Source organism: uncultured Dietzia sp., from assembly GCF_937873725.1.
Classification (GTDB): Bacteria; Actinomycetota; Actinomycetes; order Mycobacteriales; family Mycobacteriaceae; genus Dietzia.
Map to the genome: position 1 here is coordinate 16804 of NZ_CALMYY010000054.1, position 16823 is coordinate 33626.

The window sequence follows — 16823 nt, forward strand, 5'->3', positions numbered from 1 at the left end:
GACTACGCTCTCCCCTGACGACCGCGTAGCGAAGGGGACTCGAGTGGCACCGGCACCGACACCGCCGCCGGCGGCGGGGGCGACTCCCCCGCGCCGCGCGGCTCGGCCCGTCCGCGCGCTCCTGCTCGGCTCGGTCGTCCTCGCCCTCGCCGCCGGGTGCGCCTCGAGCACCGAGAGCGGCGGCGCCCGCCTCGGCCAGGCGGACAGTTGGTCGTCCGTCACCGGCGGTGCCCCCAACCCCCGGCGCGCACACTCCTCCGTCGCCGACTCCCCCGAGCTCGTGTGGTCACGCCCGCTGGGCGCACCGGCGACGGGGGTGGCGAGCTCCGACGGGATCGGCACGTTCTTCCAGGCCACCGTCTCCGAGCGCGGGTGCAACCTCTGGGCCCTGACCGCCGAGGACGGGCGGAAGCGCTGGTGCCTGCGGATGCCCACCGACGGGCCACGCATCACCGCCACCGTCGACGGCCGGGGCTCGGTGTTCGTCCCGATGTACGGCGGGGTCGGGGCGGTGTCGGCGGAGGGGGAGAACCGCTGGTTCGCCGAGACGCGCGGCATCCCCACCACCGTGACGCTCCTGGACAACCGGAACCTGCTGCTCGTCTCCCACCTGGGGATCGCCCGGGTGGTCAACACCCAGACCGGCCTGGACGCCTCCCCCAGGCTCCCGGTCGCCGGCGAGCTCGCCCCGTCCGCCCCCGGATTCGGCCTGCCGTGGTGCGACTCCGGCGAGCGCGGCTGCCCCGCCCCCGGTCCGGCGGCCGTCGACACCGCGAGCGGCACCGCCTACCTCACGGGCAGACCGCGCACCCGCCCCGCCCCGGAACTCGTCGCCGTGCGGCTGACCACCGGCGACACCGGTCTACTGGAGGTGCTGTGGCGGACCGGGCTCCCGGCGGGCCGGCTCGGCGTGCCGGTGGTCCTGTCGGACGACCGCGGTGAGGTCTACGTGCACGCCGAGGACGGCACGCTGACCTCGTACTCCACCGCCGACGGCGCCGCGCGCTGGTCCGCGCCGATCGGGTACCGCCCCGACACCCCGCCGGCGCTGCTGCCCGACGGGACCCTGGTCACCGGTGGCCGGACCTCCACCGTCTGGAGGGGGGTCGACGACGACCACGCCGCGGACGCTGGCCCGGCGCCCGTGGTGGCCGTGCGCGGGGCGGACGGAACCGGCCGCGAGGTCTGGCGCCGGGACGACCTGCGCCAGCTCACGAACCCCGCCGCCACCGCGGACGGCAGGGTGGTGGTCGCCGTCAGGACGGCGGGGGCCGGTGACGCGCCGGGCATCGCCCTCCAGCTCCTCGACGGCGGCGACGGCCGGACGCTCCACGAGATCCCGGTCCCCGCCGCCACGGGCCCGGTGTCCGGTGTGAGCGTGGATGACGACGGCCGGATCGCGCTCACCACGGCGGTGGGTGCGGTCTACGTCTTCGCCTGACCGTCCGTGCGGGGCCCGCATACAAAGACCACGGCCGACCTGTCGATCCTCGTCACCACCAGGGCCAGCGGCCGTGAGCCCTTCAGGGCCAGCGACCGGCGGAGCACGTCCGGGTCCGAGTCGACGCCCCGCACCAGGATCTCCAGCGAGCCGCAGTCCCGGTCACGCAGCACCCGGCGCAGCTCCTTGCGGTCGAGCCTGCACCGCTGCAGGACCTCGAAGCCGGTGTATCCCCGCGGCACCCGCGGGCCGGTGAGGTGGGCGATCCGGGGGTCGAGCTGACGGAGCCCGTGGCGGCGGGCCCAGTGCCTCACCAGCCCCGCCCGGACGACCGCCCCGTCGGGGTCGACGATGTACCTGTCCGCCTCCCCGTGGGCGTCCACCTCGTCGTCGTCGCCGTCCGTCACCTCCTCCACGTGGACCGCCACGCCGTCCGCGACGAGTCGCGGGGGCCCCCAGGGACCGGGGTCGCCGGCCGGGACGGTGCGGATCACCGTCGCGCGGCGCGCCACCCCGGCGGACAGGCCCGGCGACCACAGGCACGCCTCGCGCACGGACCCGTCGAGCGAGACCAGCTCGACCTCCCCGGCGTGGTCCAGCACGGAGGTGTCCAGCCCGGGCGCGCACTTGATCACGTGGTCGCGGCCCCGCGCCGCGGCCAGCAAGGCGGGCAACGGCGGGCTCAGCTGCTCGGGGTCGTGGATCCGCCGGCCGCCCGACCGGCGGGCGGGATCGGCGACGAGCACCGCGTCCACGGTGGGCGGGGCGAGTGCGTCCGCCACGCACCCCAGCGCACCGGGCACGTTGCGGGCGGCCATGCGGGCGCGGACCGGGTCGAGATCCGAGCCGACCACCCGGTCCGCGGTCCGGACGAGCTCGCCCAGCTCCGCACCCACCGAGCAGGTGACGTCGTGGACGTCCCGGCCCGCCAGCCGCCGCGCGCGCAGGGCGGCGACGGGCCACGCGGTGGCCTGCTGGACCGCCTCGTCGGTGAGCAGCATCCGCTCGGCCCCCCGGATGCGGCCGCGGGCCCGGAGGCGGGCGGTCACCAGGTCGATCGCCGCGGCCGCGTGCGCGGGGTCGGCCCCGCGGACGACCGCGGTCGACGCCACCAGCCGTGCGCGCGACCAGTCGAGCCCCGCGGCGAGCGCGAGCAGGTCGCCCCCGGCGTCGGTGGTGAGGAAGTCCAGGTCGTCCGGCGTCACCGGCGTCCCCTATCTGCCGCCCGGGGCGATGCTCCGGGGCGCGTCGAGGAGTTCGGCCACGTCGACGGCCGTGGCGAGGCCGGCGAGCACGTCCAGGGTCGGACGGAGCATCCCGAGGTGTCCGAGGATCCCCGCCTGGGCGGCGTCGTCGGCGCGGATCCACTCCGCCGCGCGGGCCTCGCTCGTGCCGCCGTCCGGCTCGGCGCCCTCCGGCAGCGCGGCCACGAAGAACAGCGTGTCGTAGCGCCGTGGCGGCCCCGGCGGGGTGGTCCAGCGGTCCCACGGCCGCAGCCGGTGCGCGGACAGGATCAACCCGTGCGCGGAGAGCAGCGTGTCGAGGTCCCCCTCCCCGGCGTCCAGGGCCCGCCGCTCCTCCGGGCCCGGGAGATCGACCGGACGCCCGTCCCCCGCGGCCGCGGGATCGGGCTCGGCCAGCAGGACTCCGGTCTCCTCGAACAGCTCCCGGGCGACCCCCCGAACGGCGGCGGCCGCCCGGTCGGCGGGGATGCCGAACCGCTCCGCCCACCAGGTCGCGTCCGGGCCGCGCCAGGGCCGGGTCCCGCGGTAGTCGCGGGGGTCCACCCCGCCACCCGGGAACACCGACATGCCGGCCGCGAACTGCATGGTGGACACGCGGTGCTGGAGGAAGACCTCGACGCCTCCGCCCACCCGGGCGTCCCGGATGAGCGCGACCGTGGCGGCCTCGCGGACGGGCACGGACGCCGCCGGCACGACCGTGACGGGATCGGGGCGGCTCACGGCCGTCGGTGGCGGCCGAGCCGGCGCGCGCGCCGGGCGAAGTACCGCCCGTCGATCGCGTCCACGACGATCGACTGGGAGAACGCGCGGCTGAGGTTCTCCGAGGTGATCACGTCGTCGATCAGACCGAGCGCGGTCACCCCGCCCTCCGCGAGCAGCATGGCGTGGGTGAACCCCGGCGGGATCTCCTCCACGTGGTGGGTCACCAGGACCGTCGCGGGCGCGTCCGGATCGAGCGCCATGTCCCCGAGTCTGGCCACCAGGTCCTCGCGGCCGCCCAGGTCCAGGCCCGCGCCGGGCTCGTCCAGGAGGAGCAGTTCGGGGTCGGTCATCATCGCCCGGGCGATGAGGACGCGCTTGCGTTCCCCCTCCGACAGGGTCCCCCAGGTCCGCTCGGCCAGATGCTCCCCGCCGATCATCTCTAAGGTGTCCGCGGCGCGGTCGAAGTCCGCCTGGTCGTAGCGCTCCCGCCACCGACCGAGGACCGCGTACCCGGCGGAGACCACCAGGTCCTGCACCACCTCGTCGCCGGGGATCCTGCCCGCCACCGCGGCCGAGGACAGCCCCACCCTGCTGCGGAGCTCGGTGACCTCGGTCCGGCCGAGCTGCTCGCCCAGGATCACGGCCGTCCCCGTGCTCGGGTACTCGAGCGCCGAGGCGATCCGGAGCAGCGAGGTCTTGCCCGCCCCGTTGGGCCCCAGCACCACCCACCGCTCGTCCAGCTCGACCTGCCAGGTCACGGGCCCGACCAGCGTGCGCCCGTCCCGCCGGAGCGAAACGTCGCGCAGGTCCAGGACGAGGTCGGGGTCGGTCTCGATCAGGGTGGTCACGGCCCCCATCTAACCCCGTATCGGGGACCCGGGTGGCCGGGACCACCTCCCGTGCAGGTGGACCGTCGGTGACCTCGCTCCCCGATCGCCCCCGCTTCGCTAGCGTCGTGGGGGTGGAGGCATCCGCGCCGCGGAATCCCCAGCCGAGAGGAGCACCGACGTGAACGACCGTCTGGCCATCGACGAGGTCCGCCCACTGGTCTCCTGCGGGAGGTTCCCGTCCAAGTCCGTGGTGGGTGAGGTCCTGCCGATCTCCGCGACCGTGTGGAGGGAGGGTCACGACGCCGTGGCCGCGAGCCTGGTGGTCCGCCGCCCCGGCGGGTCGTCGTCCCGCTCGACGATGGTGCACGGGGCGGAGGCGGACACCGTCCACGCCCTCCTGCACACCGATGTCCCCGGCATGTGGTCGTTCCGCGTCGAGGCCTGGTCCGACCCCTACGCCACCTGGCGCAGCGGCCTGGTGAAGAAGATGGACGCCGGCCAGGGCGCCGAGGTGCTGGGGAACGAGTTCGAGGTGGGGGCCCGCGTGCTCGACGCGGGCGCCGCCCAGGCGGGTGCCGCCGGGGCCCCCGACCGCGCGGCCCTCCTCACGGAGGCCGCCGCGGCCCTCCGGGGTCCCGGCGACGCGCACGCCCGGAGCGGGCGGGCGCTGTCCCCCGAGGTCGCCGCGGCGATGGCCGCCGGCCCGGTCCGGGAGCTCGTCACCGTGGGGCAGACCCACCGGGTGTGGGTGGACCGCCGCGAGGCGCAGTTCAGCTCCTGGTACGAGTTCTTCCCCCGCTCGACCGGCGGGTGGAACGACCGCGGCGAGCCCGTCCACGGCACCTTCGCGACCTCCCGCGGCTACATCGACCACGCCGCCGACCTCGGGTTCGACGTGGCCTACCTCCCGCCGATCCACCCCATCGGCGAGGTGAACAGGAAGGGCCGCAACAACACGCTCACCCCGGACCCCGGCGACGTCGGCTCCCCCTGGGCGATCGGCTCCGCGGAGGGCGGCCACGACGCCGTGCACCCCGCCCTCGGCACGATCGAGGACTTCCGTGACCTCGTGGCGTACTCGGCCACGCGCGGCGTCGAGATCGCCCTCGACCTGGCGTTGCAGTGCGCACCCGACCACCCGTGGGCCGCGGCCCACCCCGAGTGGTTCACGGTGCTGCCCGACGGCCACATCGCCTACGCCGAGAACCCGCCCAAGAAGTACCAGGACATCTACCCGGTCAACTTCGACCTGGACCCCGAGGGCATCTACGCCGAGGTCCTCCGGGTGGTCCGCCTGTGGACCTCGCTCGGGGTGCGGATCTTCCGCGTGGACAACCCGCACACCAAGCCGGCGGACTTCTGGGCCCGCCTCATCGCCGAGGTCAAGCGCACGGAGCCCGACGTCCTGTTCCTGGCGGAGGCGTTCACCCGCCCGGCCCGCCTGTTCGGGCTGGCCAGGCGCGGATTCTCGCAGTCCTACACCTACTTCACGTGGAAGACCACCAAGGCCGACCTGGTGGAGTTCTGCGAGCAGCTCCTCGGGCACGTCGACGAGGCCCGGCCCAACATGTTCACCAACACCCCGGACATCCTCCACGAGTCGCTGCAGCGCGGCGGCCCGGCGATGTTCGCGATCCGGTCGGTGCTCGCGGCCACCCTCTCCCCGGCGTGGGGCGTGTACTCCGGCTTCGAGCTCTACGAGTGGCAGCCGGTCGCCGACGGCAGCGAGGAGTACCTGGACTCCGAGAAGTACGAACTCCGGCCGCGGGACTTCGCCGGGGCCGAGGCCGCCGGCCAGTCGCTGGCCCCCTGGCTGCGGACGCTCAACCGGATCCGCCGGGAGCACCCCGCCCTGCAGCAGTTGCGCACCCTGCGCTTCCACGAGGTGGACAACGACCGGATCATCGCCTACTCCAAGGTCGACCCCGCTAGCGGCGACTGCGTCCTGGCCGTGGTCTCGCTCGACCCCCACGGGGCACAGGAGGGCACGCTGACGCTGGACATGGCCGCCCTCGGATACGACGACGACGCCCGGTTCAGCGTCCACGACGAGGTCTCCGGCCGCGAGTTCCACTGGGGGCCGAGCAACTACGTCCGGCTCGAACCGTGGACGGCGGTCGCCCACGTCGTGGTGGTCCCACCGTGCGACGAAGCACGTAGGGTCGAACTGACCTACCGCACGCACATCGTGGATTGAGGCACAACGGCATGGGAAAGCACCACAGCGAGAAGGGCCGGTCCGCTCCCGACGGCCCCGCCACGCCGGCCGGGGCATCGGCAGCACCGCCCGTCGATCCGGATGCGGTCTGGCTGACACCGGAGCAGGTAGCGGACGGACCGACGGGGCCGGCCTCGTCGTCGTCGACCCCGGTCGCCCTCCCCGGGCACGTCCTGGACGCGCTGCGCTCGGGCACCCATCACGACCCCCACTCGGTCTACGGCGCCCACCGGGCCGGTGACGGCTCGGTGGTGCGCACCATGCAGCCCGGCGCCACGACGGTTCAGATCCGGTCGGGGGACCGCGTCGTGACCATGGAACCCCTCGGCGAGGGCATGTTCCACGCGACGCTGCCCGAGGCCGACGTCCCCGACTACCGCCTCCACGTCACGTACCCGGACGGGCACGAGCGCACCGTCGCCGACGGCTACCGCTTCCTGCCCACGCTCGGCGAGGTGGACCTCCACCTGATCGGCGAGGGCCGGCACGAGCGACTGTGGACCGTCCTCGGCGCCCACGTGCGTACCTACGACACCGCCGGCGGACCCGTCACGGGGACGTCCTTCGCGGTGTGGGCGCCCAACGCCCGCGGCATCAGCGTGGTGGGCGACTTCTGCGGGTGGAACCCGCTCGCGCTCCCCATGCGCTCGATCGGGTCCTCCGGCGTGTGGGAGCTCTTCGTCCCGGACGTCACCGACGGGGCGACCTACAAGTACTGCGTGCGCGGTGCCGACGGCCGGACCGTCGACCACGCCGACCCGCTCGCGGTGGCCGCCGAGGTGCCCCCCGCCACCGGGTCGAAGGTGTTCACGTCGCGCTACGAGTGGGACGACGACGAGTGGATCGCCGCCCGCGCGACCCGCGATCACTCGCGCCTGCCCATGACCACCCTCGAGGTCCACGTGGGCTCCTGGAGACCCGGACTCGGGTACCGCGAGTTCGCGCACCAGCTCGCCGACCACGTGGCCGAGACCGGGTTCACCCACGTGGAACTCATGCCCGTCGCCGAGCATCCCTTCGGCGGCTCGTGGGGCTACCAGGTGTCCTCCTATTTCGCCCCCACCAGCAGGTTCGGGTCCCCCGACGACCTGCGTTACGTGGTGGACCACCTGCACTCCCGCGGCATCGGCGTCCTTGTCGACTGGGTCCCGGCGCATTTCCCCAAGGACGAGTGGTCGCTCGGCCGGTTCGACGGCACCGCGCTGTACGAGCACGCCGACCCGCGCCGCGGCGAGCAGCCCGACTGGGGCACCTACGTCTTCGACTTCGGCCGTCACGAGGTGCGCAACTTCCTCGTGGCCAACGCCCTCTACTGGGCCGAGGAGTTCCACATCGACGGGCTGCGGGTGGACGCCGTCGCCTCGATGCTCTACCTGGACTACTCGCGCGAGGAGGGCGAGTGGACGCCCAACCGCTACGGCGGCCGGGAGAATCTCGAGGCCATCTCGTTCCTCCAGGAGGTCAACGCCACCGTCCACCGCGAGCATCCCGGGTTCCTCACCGTGGCCGAGGAGTCCACCTCGTGGGGCGGGGTCACCGCCGGCACCGACACCGGCGGGCTCGGGTTCTCGATGAAATGGAACATGGGGTGGATGAACGACACCCTGAGGTACGTGGGGCTCGACCCCGTCTACCGCAGCCACCACCACGGCGAGGTCACGTTCTCCATGATGTACGCGTGGAGCGAGCGGTTCGTCCTGCCGCTGAGCCACGACGAGGTGGTCCACGGCAAGGGCTCCATGTGGCAGCGCATGCCGGGGACGTCGTGGGACCGGGCCGCCGGCCTGCGCGGCCTCTACGCCTACATGTGGGCGCATCCGGGCAAGAAGCTCCTCTTCCAGGGACTGGAGTTCGGCCAGACCGGGGAGTGGAACGACGAGCAGGGCGTGACCTGGGAGAACCTCGAGGGCTGGGAGGGCGAGTACCACCGCGGCATCCTCGCCTCGGTGCGCGACATGAACGCGCGCTACGCCGAGAACCCGGCGCTGTGGGCCCTGGACGACGACCCCTCGGGCTTCTCGTGGATCGACGCGAACGACGCGGCGCACAACGCGTTGTCGTTCCTGCGGACCGACCACGCGGGCAACACGATCGCCTGCGTGGTGAACTTCTCCGGCGCCACCCTGGGCGGCTACCGGATCGGGCTGCCCGAGGGCGGGTTCTGGGAGGAGATCCTCAACACCGACGCGACCGGGTACGAGGGCTCGGGGACGGGCAACCTCGGCGGGCTCCACGCCGAGGACGTCCCCCACCACGGTCGTCCGCACTCGGCCGCCATCACCGTCGGTCCGCGTGCCGCGGTGTGGCTGCGGCACTCGCGGTGACCCCCGGTCAGTAGAGGGCGCTCGCGAGGTTCCGGCGGGCGGCCAACACCCGCGGATCGTCCCCCGGCAACGCCTCGAGGAGCTCTATCAGCCGGGCGCGCAGCGTCGCCCTGTGGTCGCCGGCGCTCACGCGGATCGCGTCGACCAGTACCCCGAACGCGGACTCGTACTCCCCGCCCACGAGCGCCCGGTCGGCGGCGCGCAGCGCCGCCTGGACCGTGCCCTCGCCCGCGTCGGACTCCTCCGTGGCGCGCCGCGCGGCCTGCACGTACCGCAGGGCCTCGAGGATGCCGTGGTCCCCGGGGCGGGACTCCACCAGGGCCGTGAACCGCTCCTCGGCGGTGACGAGGTCGCCGTCCGCCAGCGCGTCCTCCGCCGCATCACGTTCCTCGTCCGCCGGCTCCTCCCCGTCGCCGTCCCCGGGGGCCGGCGCGGGGCCGCCGAGCTTGCCCTCGGTCGCCTGCAGCACGGCCGCGAGCCACTGGCGGAGGGCGTCCTCGGGCTGGTCGCCCTCGAAGTCCGCCAGCGGGCGTCCCGCCGCCACGGCCACCACCGTCGGCACCGCGCGCGCCTGGAACGCCTGGGCGATCCCCGGCGCGGCGTCCACGTCCACCACCGCGTGCACCCACTGACCGGCGGCCTCCTCGGCCAACGAGGCGAGCAGGGCGGTCAGCGCGGACGGGGCCCGGCGGGACATGAGCTCGACCACCACGGGAACCTGGGTCGACCGGACCAGGACGTCCTGCTCGAACGACGCCTCGTCCACCACGATGCTGCCGACGTCCCCGCCGTCTGCGCCCGGGACGCGGCCCGGGACGGCCGCGTCCCGTTTTGCTTCGACACGCTTCTTCAACCCCGTCAGGTCCACTGCGCCGGCGAGCGACGCCGCCAGGTGCTTCTCGGAGGCGGACGGGGGTCGGTTACCTGGTCTCGTCACGGCGTCGATCCTGCCATGACGAGACCGGTCCGGTGTCAGCTGGTCGCGGGAACCCGGATGATCAGGGCGTCGCCCTGGCCACCGCCGCCGCAGAGGGCGGCCGCGCCGAGGCCGCCGCCGCGGCGGGCGAGCTCCAGGGCCAGGGTGAGGACCACCCGGTTGCCGGACGCACCGATCGGGTGCCCGAGCGCGATCGCGCCGCCGTTCGGGTTGACCGCCGCCTCGTCGGCCCCGAGCTCGCGGGTCGAGTGGATGCCCACCGAGGCGAACGCCTCGTTGAGCTCGAAGAGGTCGATGTCGGACACCGGGATCCCCGCCTTGGAGCAGGCGTCCTCGATCGCGCGGACCGGCTGGTGCTGGAGGGTGGAGTCCGGTCCACCGACGGCGCCGTACTGGACGATCTCGGCCAGGATGGGCCAGCCCTCCTTCTCCGCACGCGCGGCGCTCGTGACGACCGTCGCGGAGGCGCCGTCGGAGATCTGCGAGGACGAACCGGCGGTGATCGTGCCGCCCTTGGCGAACGCGGGTCGGAGGGCGGACAGCGACTCGGCGGTGGTCTCGCCGCGCATGCCCTCGTCGGTGTCGACGACGGTGTCGCCCCGGCGGCCCTTGACGGTCACCGGCACCACCTCGTCGGCGAACAGCCCGTCGGCCCACGCCCTGGCCGCGCGCTGGTGGGAGGTCGCGGAGAACTCGTCCTGCTGCTCGCGGGTGATCTCCAGCTCGGCGTTGCGCTGCTCGGTGAGCGCGCCCATCGGCTGGTCGGTCGGCACGTCGTGCAGGCCGTCGTACGCCATGTGGTCCAGGACCTCGATGGAGCCGTACTTGTACCCGTCCCGGCTGTTCGGGAGGAGGTGCGGGGCGCGGCTCATCGACTCCTGGCCGCCGGCCACCACCACCTCGGCCTCGCCGGCACGGATCATCTGGTCGGCCAGCGCGATGGCCGTCAGGCCCGAGAGGCACATCTTGTTGATGCTCAGCGCGTGGACCGAGGTGGGCAGGCCCGCGGCGAGCGCCGCCTGACGGGCCGGCATCTGGCCGACGCCCGCGCCCAGGACCTGCCCCATGATCACGGCGTCGACCGACTCCGCCGGCACCCCGCCCTTCTCGAGGGCGCCACGGATGGCGACGCCACCCAGTTCCGGCGCGCTCACGGTCTTGAGGCCGCCCTGGAGGCGGCCGAACGGCGTGCGGGCGCCGGAGACGATGACGGTGCGGGTGGGGTCGGCGGACATGGAGAACCTTCCGGTCGAGGGGTGTGACGTATCACGCCCAAACTACCGCCTGGGGACACGGGCTACCGTGGAGGGCATGACCACTACCCCAGCCAGCCAGCCCCTGTTGCCCTCGGAACTCGTCGTGGCGATCGACCACGTCGGCGTGGCCGTCCCCGACTTCGATGCCGCGGTCGCCTGGTACCGCGACAACCTCGGGATGGAGAACCTCCACGAGGAGGTCAACCAGGAGCAGGGGGTGCGCGAGGCCATGCTCGGCTCCCCCGGCCGCCCCGAGGGCAGCGCCCTCCTGCAGGTCCTCGCCCCGCTGGACGAGTCCTCGACCATCGCGAAGTACCTCGACCGCAACGGCCCAGGCATCCAACAGATGGCGGTCCGCGTGACCGACATCGACGCGATCACCGCCCACCTCACCGGTCGCGGCGTCCGGGTGCTGTACCCGGCCCCGAAGAAGGGCACCGCGGGGTCGCGGATCAACTTCGTCCACCCCAAGGACGCCGGCGGAGTGCTGCTGGAGTTGGTCGAACCCGCGGCCGAATCGCACTAGGCCCCCGCCCCCGCTCCCCCGCTAGGGTGGGATCCATGTCCAGCATGTACACGCCCACCAGCACCGGGGAACCCTTCGCGGTGGTCCGCAGGGGCTTCGACCGCGAGCAGGTGACGGCCACGCTCGCGCGCCTCGAGGCCGAGACGGGACTGCTCCGCGCGGACCGCGACGCGGCCGTGGAGCGAGCCGAGCGCGCCGCCGCCGAGGCGGCCCGGGAACGGGCGCGGGTCTCCGCCCTCGAGGCCCGGGTCGCGGAGCTGGGACGCGCACCCGTCACGGGCGAGCAGATGGCCGACCGTCTCTCGACCATGCTCGCGCTCGCGAGCACGGAAGCCGAGTCGATCCGGGACTCCGCCCACGCGGCGGCGGACCGGATCCTCGCGGACGCGGAGCAGGAGGCGTGGACCCTCCGGGACTCGGCTCGACGCGCGGCCGCCGCGGATCGCCGGGAGGCGGAGTCCGAGCTCACCGCCGCCCGCGACCGGGCGTCGGCCGTCCGCGACGGGCAGGAGGCGGTCCTCGCGGCCGCCCGGTCCAGGGCCGGGCAGATCGTCGCCGAGGCCGAGCACGAGGCGGAGCGGCTGGATCTGGAGGCCGCCCTGCGGCGGGATCGGATCGACGAGGACCATCGCCTGGCCGCCGACGCCCGCCGGAGCCGGTCCCTGCGTGAGGACCAGGCCAGGGAGGCCGCGTCGGTCAGCGCCGCGGCGGCCACCGGGCGCGCCGCCGAGGAGTCCGCGCGGAGCATCGTGGACGGCGCCCGGGCCGAGGCGGAGAGGCTGATGGCGCTGGCGCGCCGACACACCGAGGAGCTGCGGGGGCTGCGCGCGGACGTCATCGCGGAACTCGCGGGGATCCGCGCCCGCCTCGAGCCGATCCCCGGCCGCCCGGCCGACCACGAGGCGGGGCTACCGCACGAGCCGGATCTCAGCTCCACCGGCGGGTGACACCGCGACTCCCGCGCCCCGACCAGCACCCGTTGTGCCAGTGCCGCCGCTCGTCCTCTCCCCCGGGCCTGTCCGGCCAGGCCGCCACGTGCCCGGTCCCCGCCGGCACCACATGGTCGCAGCCCGGGCAGCGGTAGTCCTTGGCGGAGCGCGACGCCGGGATCCGTCGGACGTGATACCTGTCCGGATCGCCGGACGGGCCGGCCTCGAGGTCGCTCGACCCCAGCCCGTCTCGCCGGGGGACGGGCCGGTCCCCGCCCGCCCGCCTGTGGCGCCTCGGCATCCCGGTCACCGACCTCAGAAGAGCCGCAGGTCCGTCGACTCGATTCCCCGCAGTGAGTCGTAGTCGAGGGTCACACAGCGGATGCCGCGGTCCTCGGCCAGGGTCCGGGCCTGGGGTTTGATCACCTGGGCGGCAAAGACCCCGCTCACCGGTGCGAGCAGCGGGTCGCGGTTGAGCAGTTCCAGGTAGCGCGTGAGCTGCTCGACCCCGTCGATCTCGCCCCGCCGCTTGATCTCGACCGCCACGGTGACGCCGTCGGCGTCCCGGCCGAGGATGTCCACCGGGCCGATCGCTGTCATGTACTCGCGACGGACCAGGCGGTACCCCTGCCCGAGCGTCTCCATGTGCTCGGCCAACAACTCCTGGAGGTGCGCCTCGACGCCGTCCTTGACCAGCCCCGGGTCGATCCCCAACTCGTGCGCCGAGTCGTGGTGCACCTCGGCGACGGTGATCCGGAGTTGTTCCCCGGTCTTGTTCTCCACCACCCAGAGGCGATGATCGGGGTTCTCCGGGTGGTCCTGCTCGACGAGCGAGCACGGAGGTGTCATCCAGTTGAGCGGCTTGTACGCCCGGTCGTCCGCGTGGACGCTCACCGAGCCGTCCGCCTTGACCAGCAACAACCGAGGCGCCATGGGCAGGTGGGCCGTCAGGCGGCCCACGTAGTCGACCTGGCACGTGGCCACGACCAGACGCACGTCATCCCTCCTCGATCTGCGGGTATCCGTTCCGGCACATCAGCCCGGGCGACGGTCCGAGCGGCGGATCTGGTCGGTGGAGCACGCCTCCACCCACGCGAGCAGCCCGGTCAGCGTGGCGGGGCCCGCGCAGAGTTCGCCTTCTCGCACCCTGCCCCTGCGGTCGTGGCCGGAGAAGGAGACGATCATCTCCCCGACCTCCGCGACGTCGAACTCGTGGCCGGTGGGCTGCCGCCTCGACCCCAGGGTCAGCGACCGACGGTCGAGCCGTACGTCCGCGCCGAACCGGACGCTCAGCAGGCGGTAGAACGCCACGTCCGTGTCGGAGTACCGGATGGCGCCGTGCCTCCACGCGTCCTCCCCGGCGCGTCTGACGAGCACCGATGTGGAGTCCCCCAGGTTGACCACCAGCCGATACACCACGGCCGCGGCCACCGGGAGCAGCACGAGCAGCACGACGCCACCGAGAACGATCCCGGTAGTCGCCACTCTGCTCAACCCCTTCCGGTGGCCGCGGCCGTGGTCGACGGGCGTGGCCCAGACGTGTCAGGCGCCGGCCTTCTCCACCGCGCGCAGGCGACCCTGTGCCGCGGCGATCGCCGCGGCGTCGTCGCCGGCCTCGGACAATGCCCTCTCGGCCGCCGAGCGGTCGATGTCCTGTGACCACTCGGCGGACTCGCCGAGGATACTGACCTTGGTCGCCGTGACGGACAGGAATCCACCCTGGACGGCGGCGACCTTCTTGCCCTCGTCCGTGTAGACGGTCACGGTTCCACCGGCGTCCAGCTCGCCGAGCACAGGCTCGTGCCCGGACTGGATGCCGATCTCGCCCTCGGTGGTCTTGGCGACCACCATGGACGCGCTACCGGACCAGAAACGGCGCTCGACCGTGACGAACTCGACTTCGATGTCAGCCATGCTCTGTGGTCACTTCCCCGCGAGCTTCTTGGCGGCCGCCTCGACGTCGTCCAGACCGCCGATGCCGTTGAAGGCCTGCTCCGGGAGGTGGTCGAGCTCGCCCTTGCAGAGCTTGTCGAACGCCTCGATGGTGTCCGCGAGCGGAACGACCGAGCCGACCTGACCGGTGAACTTCTCCGCGACGAGGAAGTTCTGGCCGAGGAAGCGCTCGAGACGACGAGCACGCTGGACGGTGACCTTGTCCTCCTCCGACAGTTCGTCCATACCGAGGATGGCGATGATGTCCTGCAGTTCCTTGTACTTCTGGAGGATCTGGATGACCTGCTGCGCCACGCGGTAGTGATCCTCGCCGACGATGCCCGGCTCGAGGATCCGGGAGGTCGAGGTGAGCGGGTCGACGGCCGGGTAGATGCCCTTCGACGCGATGGAGCGGGAGAGCTCCGTGGTGGCGTCGAGGTGGGCGAAGGTCGTCGCCGGGGCCGGGTCCGTGTAGTCGTCCGCGGGGACGTAGATCGCCTGCAGCGAGGTGATCGACCGACCGCGCGTCGAGGTGATGCGCTCCTGGAGCTCACCCATCTCGTCCGCCAGGGTCGGCTGGTAGCCGACGGCGGACGGCATGCGGCCGAGCAGGGTCGACACCTCGGAACCGGCCTGCGTGAACCGGAAGATGTTGTCGATGAACAGGAGGACGTCCTGTCCCTGCACGTCACGGAAGTACTCGGCCATCGTCAGGGCCGAGAGGGCGACGCGCATACGCGTCCCCGGCGGCTCGTCCATCTGACCGAACACCAGGGCGGTGTCCTGGAGGACCCCCATCTCCTCCATCTCGAGGAAGAGGTCGGTTCCCTCACGGGTGCGCTCGCCGACGCCGGCGAACACCGAGGTGCCGGAGAACTCACGCGCGATGCGGGTGATCATCTCCTGGATGAGCACGGTCTTGCCGACACCGGCACCGCCGAAGAGGCCGATCTTGCCGCCCTTGACGTACGGGGTCAGCAGGTCGATGACCTTGACGCCGGTCTCGAGGATCTCCGTCTTGCCCTCGAGCTGGTCGAAGGCCGGCGGGTCGCGGTGGATGCCCCACTGCTCGCCGTCCCGGCCGGTGCCGGGCGCGTCGAGGCAGTCGCCCAGGGCGTTGAACACGTGGCCCTTGACGACGTCGCCCACCGGCACCGAGATCGGCTTGCCGGAGTCGACGACCTCGGCCCCGCGGACGAGACCGTCGGTGGACTGCATGGAGATGCAGCGCACCATGTTGTCGCCCAGGTGCTGGGCGACCTCGAAGGTCACCGTCTTGGCGACCGACGAGAGGGTGATCTCGGCGGTGAGGGCGTTGAAGAGGGCCGGGAGGGCGCCGCGCGGGAACTCCACGTCGACGACCGCACCCAGGACGCGGGCAACGCGACCGGTGAGACCGGCCGTGCCCGTCGTGCTCTGATCGGTAACAGCTGTGGTCATTGCTTAGTCACTTCCTGCGCTAGCGGCGAGCGCGCCAGCGCCACCGACAATCTCGCTGATTTCCTGGGTGATCTGTGCCTGGCGGGCCTGGTTGGCCTCGCGGCTCAGGCCTTCCACCAGTTCGGTCGCGTTGTCCGTCGCCGACTTCATCGCCGTCCGTCGCGCCGCCGACTCGGACGCCGCCGACTCGAGGAGGGAGGCGAAGGCGCGGGTCGACATGTACCTCGGGAGGAGGTTGTCGAGCAGGGTGTCCGCGTCCGGCTCGAACGTCACCTCGGGCTTGAAGTCCGACTTGGACGTGTCGAGCATGTCCTCGCCCAGATCCAGCTCCTCGATCTCGACACGGGTCTCGATCGGGGCCAGGCGCCGCGCCCGCGGGGTCTGGGTGAGCATGGACTTGAACTGGGTGTAGACGATGTGGACCTCGTCGACGCCCTGACGGGTGGTGTCGCCCTCGTAGCCGTCGCCGAGGAACTCGGCGGCGTCGAACGTGGACTCCCCGCCGGCCGCGAACGCCGCCGAGAGCAACTGGAACGCCGGGCGGGCCTCCTGGTACACGGGCTTCTGGGAGTGTCCGTGCCACGATCCGGCGAGTTCGACCTCGCGGAAGGTGTAGTAGACGATCCCCTTGTTCCCCAGCACGTAGATGTCGACCTCGCGGCCGGCCTCCTCGAGGAAGGCGATCAGCTCGGCCGCCTCCTTGAGCACGTTGTGGTTGTAGCCACCACACATGCCGCGGTCCGAGGTCACCACGAGCACCGCGGAACGCGTGGCGTCCTCGGGCTCGTTGAGCATCCTGTGCTTGACCGACGACGCCGTGGCGAGGTCGGTGAGGATCGCCGTGATCTGGTCCGCGAACGGCTGGGCCTCCGCGACCCTCGCCTGGGCCTTGGAGATCTGCGAGGTCGCGATCAACTCCTGGGCCTTGGTGATCTTCTTGGTCGAGTTGACCGACTTGATCCGGTCGCGTAGTTCGCGCAAGTTCGCCATGGCGTCAGATCACACTCCTCTCGGCCTTGACTCGGATGGCTGTCATCGCAGGCC

Annotated in this window: 16 protein-coding genes; 5 read left to right on the forward strand and 11 right to left on the reverse strand. The window is 72.8% G+C overall.

Translation table 11 applies throughout. The annotated features are described in order from the left end of the window. Nucleotides 1-43: 43 nt before the first annotated feature. Nucleotides 44-1441 (forward strand): PQQ-binding-like beta-propeller repeat protein, encoded by a 1398-nt coding sequence (locus Q0444_RS04955; RefSeq protein WP_299021859.1) that lies wholly within the window; start codon nucleotides 44-46, stop codon nucleotides 1439-1441. Here the strand turns inward: Q0444_RS04955 and Q0444_RS04960 are convergent. Genes Q0444_RS04960 through Q0444_RS04970 form a run of 3 tightly spaced genes read right to left on the reverse strand, consistent with a single transcriptional unit; the run spans nucleotide 1426 to nucleotide 4226 of the window. Further along, nucleotides 1426-2646, reverse strand: coding sequence for a THUMP-like domain-containing protein (locus tag Q0444_RS04960; RefSeq protein WP_299021862.1), 1221 nt, complete (start codon nucleotides 2644-2646; stop codon nucleotides 1426-1428). The genes Q0444_RS04955 and Q0444_RS04960 overlap by 16 nt on opposite strands. A 9-nt stretch (nucleotides 2647-2655) precedes the next feature. Then, nucleotides 2656-3405 carry an NUDIX hydrolase gene (locus Q0444_RS04965; RefSeq protein ID WP_291080592.1) on the reverse strand — a complete coding sequence of 250 codons (750 nt, stop codon included), beginning with the start codon at nucleotides 3403-3405 and terminating at the stop codon, nucleotides 2656-2658. After that, nucleotides 3402-4226, reverse strand: coding sequence for an ABC transporter ATP-binding protein (locus tag Q0444_RS04970; protein WP_291080618.1), 825 nt, complete (start codon nucleotides 4224-4226; stop codon nucleotides 3402-3404). Before Q0444_RS04970 ends, Q0444_RS04965 begins: the two co-directional genes overlap by 4 nt. Nucleotides 4227-4395: 169 nt before the next feature. Here Q0444_RS04970 and Q0444_RS04975 point away from each other — a divergent pair, with 169 nt between their 5' ends. After that, nucleotides 4396-6414: a maltotransferase domain-containing protein gene (locus Q0444_RS04975; RefSeq protein WP_291080590.1), complete on the forward strand. Its 2019-nt coding sequence runs from the start codon at nucleotides 4396-4398 to the stop codon at nucleotides 6412-6414. Between the two features lie 11 nt (nucleotides 6415-6425). Next, the gene (gene glgB / locus Q0444_RS04980) at nucleotides 6426-8759 is read left to right on the forward strand and encodes a 1,4-alpha-glucan branching protein GlgB (protein ID WP_291080588.1); all 2334 of its coding nucleotides are present in this window, start codon (nucleotides 6426-6428) and stop codon (nucleotides 8757-8759) included. 7 nt (nucleotides 8760-8766) lie between these two features. On the opposite strand, the gene Q0444_RS04985 is transcribed toward glgB, so the two are convergent. Further along, entirely contained in the window at nucleotides 8767-9696 is a 930-nt protein-coding gene (locus tag Q0444_RS04985; RefSeq protein ID WP_291080586.1) for a tetratricopeptide repeat protein, read from the reverse strand. 35 nt (nucleotides 9697-9731) lie between these two features. Next, nucleotides 9732-10931 carry an acetyl-CoA C-acetyltransferase gene (locus Q0444_RS04990; protein ID WP_291080584.1) on the reverse strand — a complete coding sequence of 400 codons (1200 nt, stop codon included), beginning with the start codon at nucleotides 10929-10931 and terminating at the stop codon, nucleotides 9732-9734. A 76-nt stretch (nucleotides 10932-11007) separates the two neighbouring features. Here Q0444_RS04990 and mce point away from each other — a divergent pair, with 76 nt between their 5' ends. After that, on the forward strand, nucleotides 11008-11478 hold the full coding sequence (gene mce, locus Q0444_RS04995; RefSeq protein ID WP_291080582.1) for a methylmalonyl-CoA epimerase: 471 nt from the start codon (nucleotides 11008-11010) through the stop codon (nucleotides 11476-11478). Nucleotides 11479-11513: 35 nt separating this feature from the next. Further along, nucleotides 11514-12425 carry a hypothetical protein gene (locus Q0444_RS05000; protein WP_291080580.1) on the forward strand — a complete coding sequence of 304 codons (912 nt, stop codon included), beginning with the start codon at nucleotides 11514-11516 and terminating at the stop codon, nucleotides 12423-12425. Here the strand turns inward: Q0444_RS05000 and Q0444_RS05005 are convergent. The 6 genes from Q0444_RS05005 to Q0444_RS05030 are packed head-to-tail and all read right to left on the reverse strand — an operon-like array spanning nucleotide 12406 to nucleotide 16769. Next, a complete protein-coding gene (locus Q0444_RS05005; RefSeq protein WP_291080616.1) occupies nucleotides 12406-12708 on the reverse strand; it encodes an ATP/GTP-binding protein in 303 nt (100 codons plus the stop codon). The genes Q0444_RS05000 and Q0444_RS05005 overlap by 20 nt on opposite strands. Before the next feature lie 14 nt (nucleotides 12709-12722). After that, nucleotides 12723-13403 carry an endonuclease NucS gene (gene nucS, locus Q0444_RS05010; protein WP_291080578.1) on the reverse strand — a complete coding sequence of 227 codons (681 nt, stop codon included), beginning with the start codon at nucleotides 13401-13403 and terminating at the stop codon, nucleotides 12723-12725. A gap of 39 nt (nucleotides 13404-13442) precedes the next feature. Further along, on the reverse strand, nucleotides 13443-13892 hold the full coding sequence (locus Q0444_RS05015; RefSeq protein ID WP_291080576.1) for a DUF2550 family protein: 450 nt from the start codon (nucleotides 13890-13892) through the stop codon (nucleotides 13443-13445). Nucleotides 13893-13949: 57 nt separating this feature from the next. Continuing rightward, entirely contained in the window at nucleotides 13950-14321 is a 372-nt protein-coding gene (locus Q0444_RS05020) for a F0F1 ATP synthase subunit epsilon (RefSeq protein WP_291080574.1), read from the reverse strand. A 9-nt stretch (nucleotides 14322-14330) separates the two neighbouring features. Beyond that, the gene (gene atpD / locus Q0444_RS05025) at nucleotides 14331-15779 is read right to left on the reverse strand and encodes a F0F1 ATP synthase subunit beta (RefSeq protein ID WP_291080572.1); all 1449 of its coding nucleotides are present in this window, start codon (nucleotides 15777-15779) and stop codon (nucleotides 14331-14333) included. A gap of 3 nt (nucleotides 15780-15782) precedes the next feature. Then, nucleotides 15783-16769, reverse strand: coding sequence for a F0F1 ATP synthase subunit gamma (locus tag Q0444_RS05030; protein ID WP_291080570.1), 987 nt, complete (start codon nucleotides 16767-16769; stop codon nucleotides 15783-15785). Nucleotides 16770-16823 lie beyond the last annotated feature (54 nt).

Excerpts from the sequence above, each read along its gene's own strand:
- mce (WP_291080582.1), top strand. The coding sequence starts at position 11,008 with ATGACCACTACCCCAGCCAGCCAGCCCCTGTTGCCCTCGGAACTCGTC.
- Q0444_RS05005 (WP_291080616.1), bottom strand. The coding sequence starts at position 12,708 with ATGCCGAGGCGCCACAGGCGGGCGGGCGGGGACCGGCCCGTCCCCCGG.
- atpD (WP_291080572.1), bottom strand. The coding sequence starts at position 15,779 with ATGACCACAGCTGTTACCGATCAGAGCACGACGGGCACGGCCGGTCTC.
- Q0444_RS04990 (WP_291080584.1), bottom strand. The coding sequence starts at position 10,931 with ATGTCCGCCGACCCCACCCGCACCGTCATCGTCTCCGGCGCCCGCACG.
- Q0444_RS05000 (WP_291080580.1), top strand. The coding sequence starts at position 11,514 with ATGTCCAGCATGTACACGCCCACCAGCACCGGGGAACCCTTCGCGGTG.
- Q0444_RS05020 (WP_291080574.1), bottom strand. The coding sequence starts at position 14,321 with ATGGCTGACATCGAAGTCGAGTTCGTCACGGTCGAGCGCCGTTTCTGG.
- Q0444_RS05030 (WP_291080570.1), bottom strand. The coding sequence starts at position 16,769 with ATGGCGAACTTGCGCGAACTACGCGACCGGATCAAGTCGGTCAACTCG.
- glgB (WP_291080588.1), top strand. The coding sequence starts at position 6,426 with ATGGGAAAGCACCACAGCGAGAAGGGCCGGTCCGCTCCCGACGGCCCC.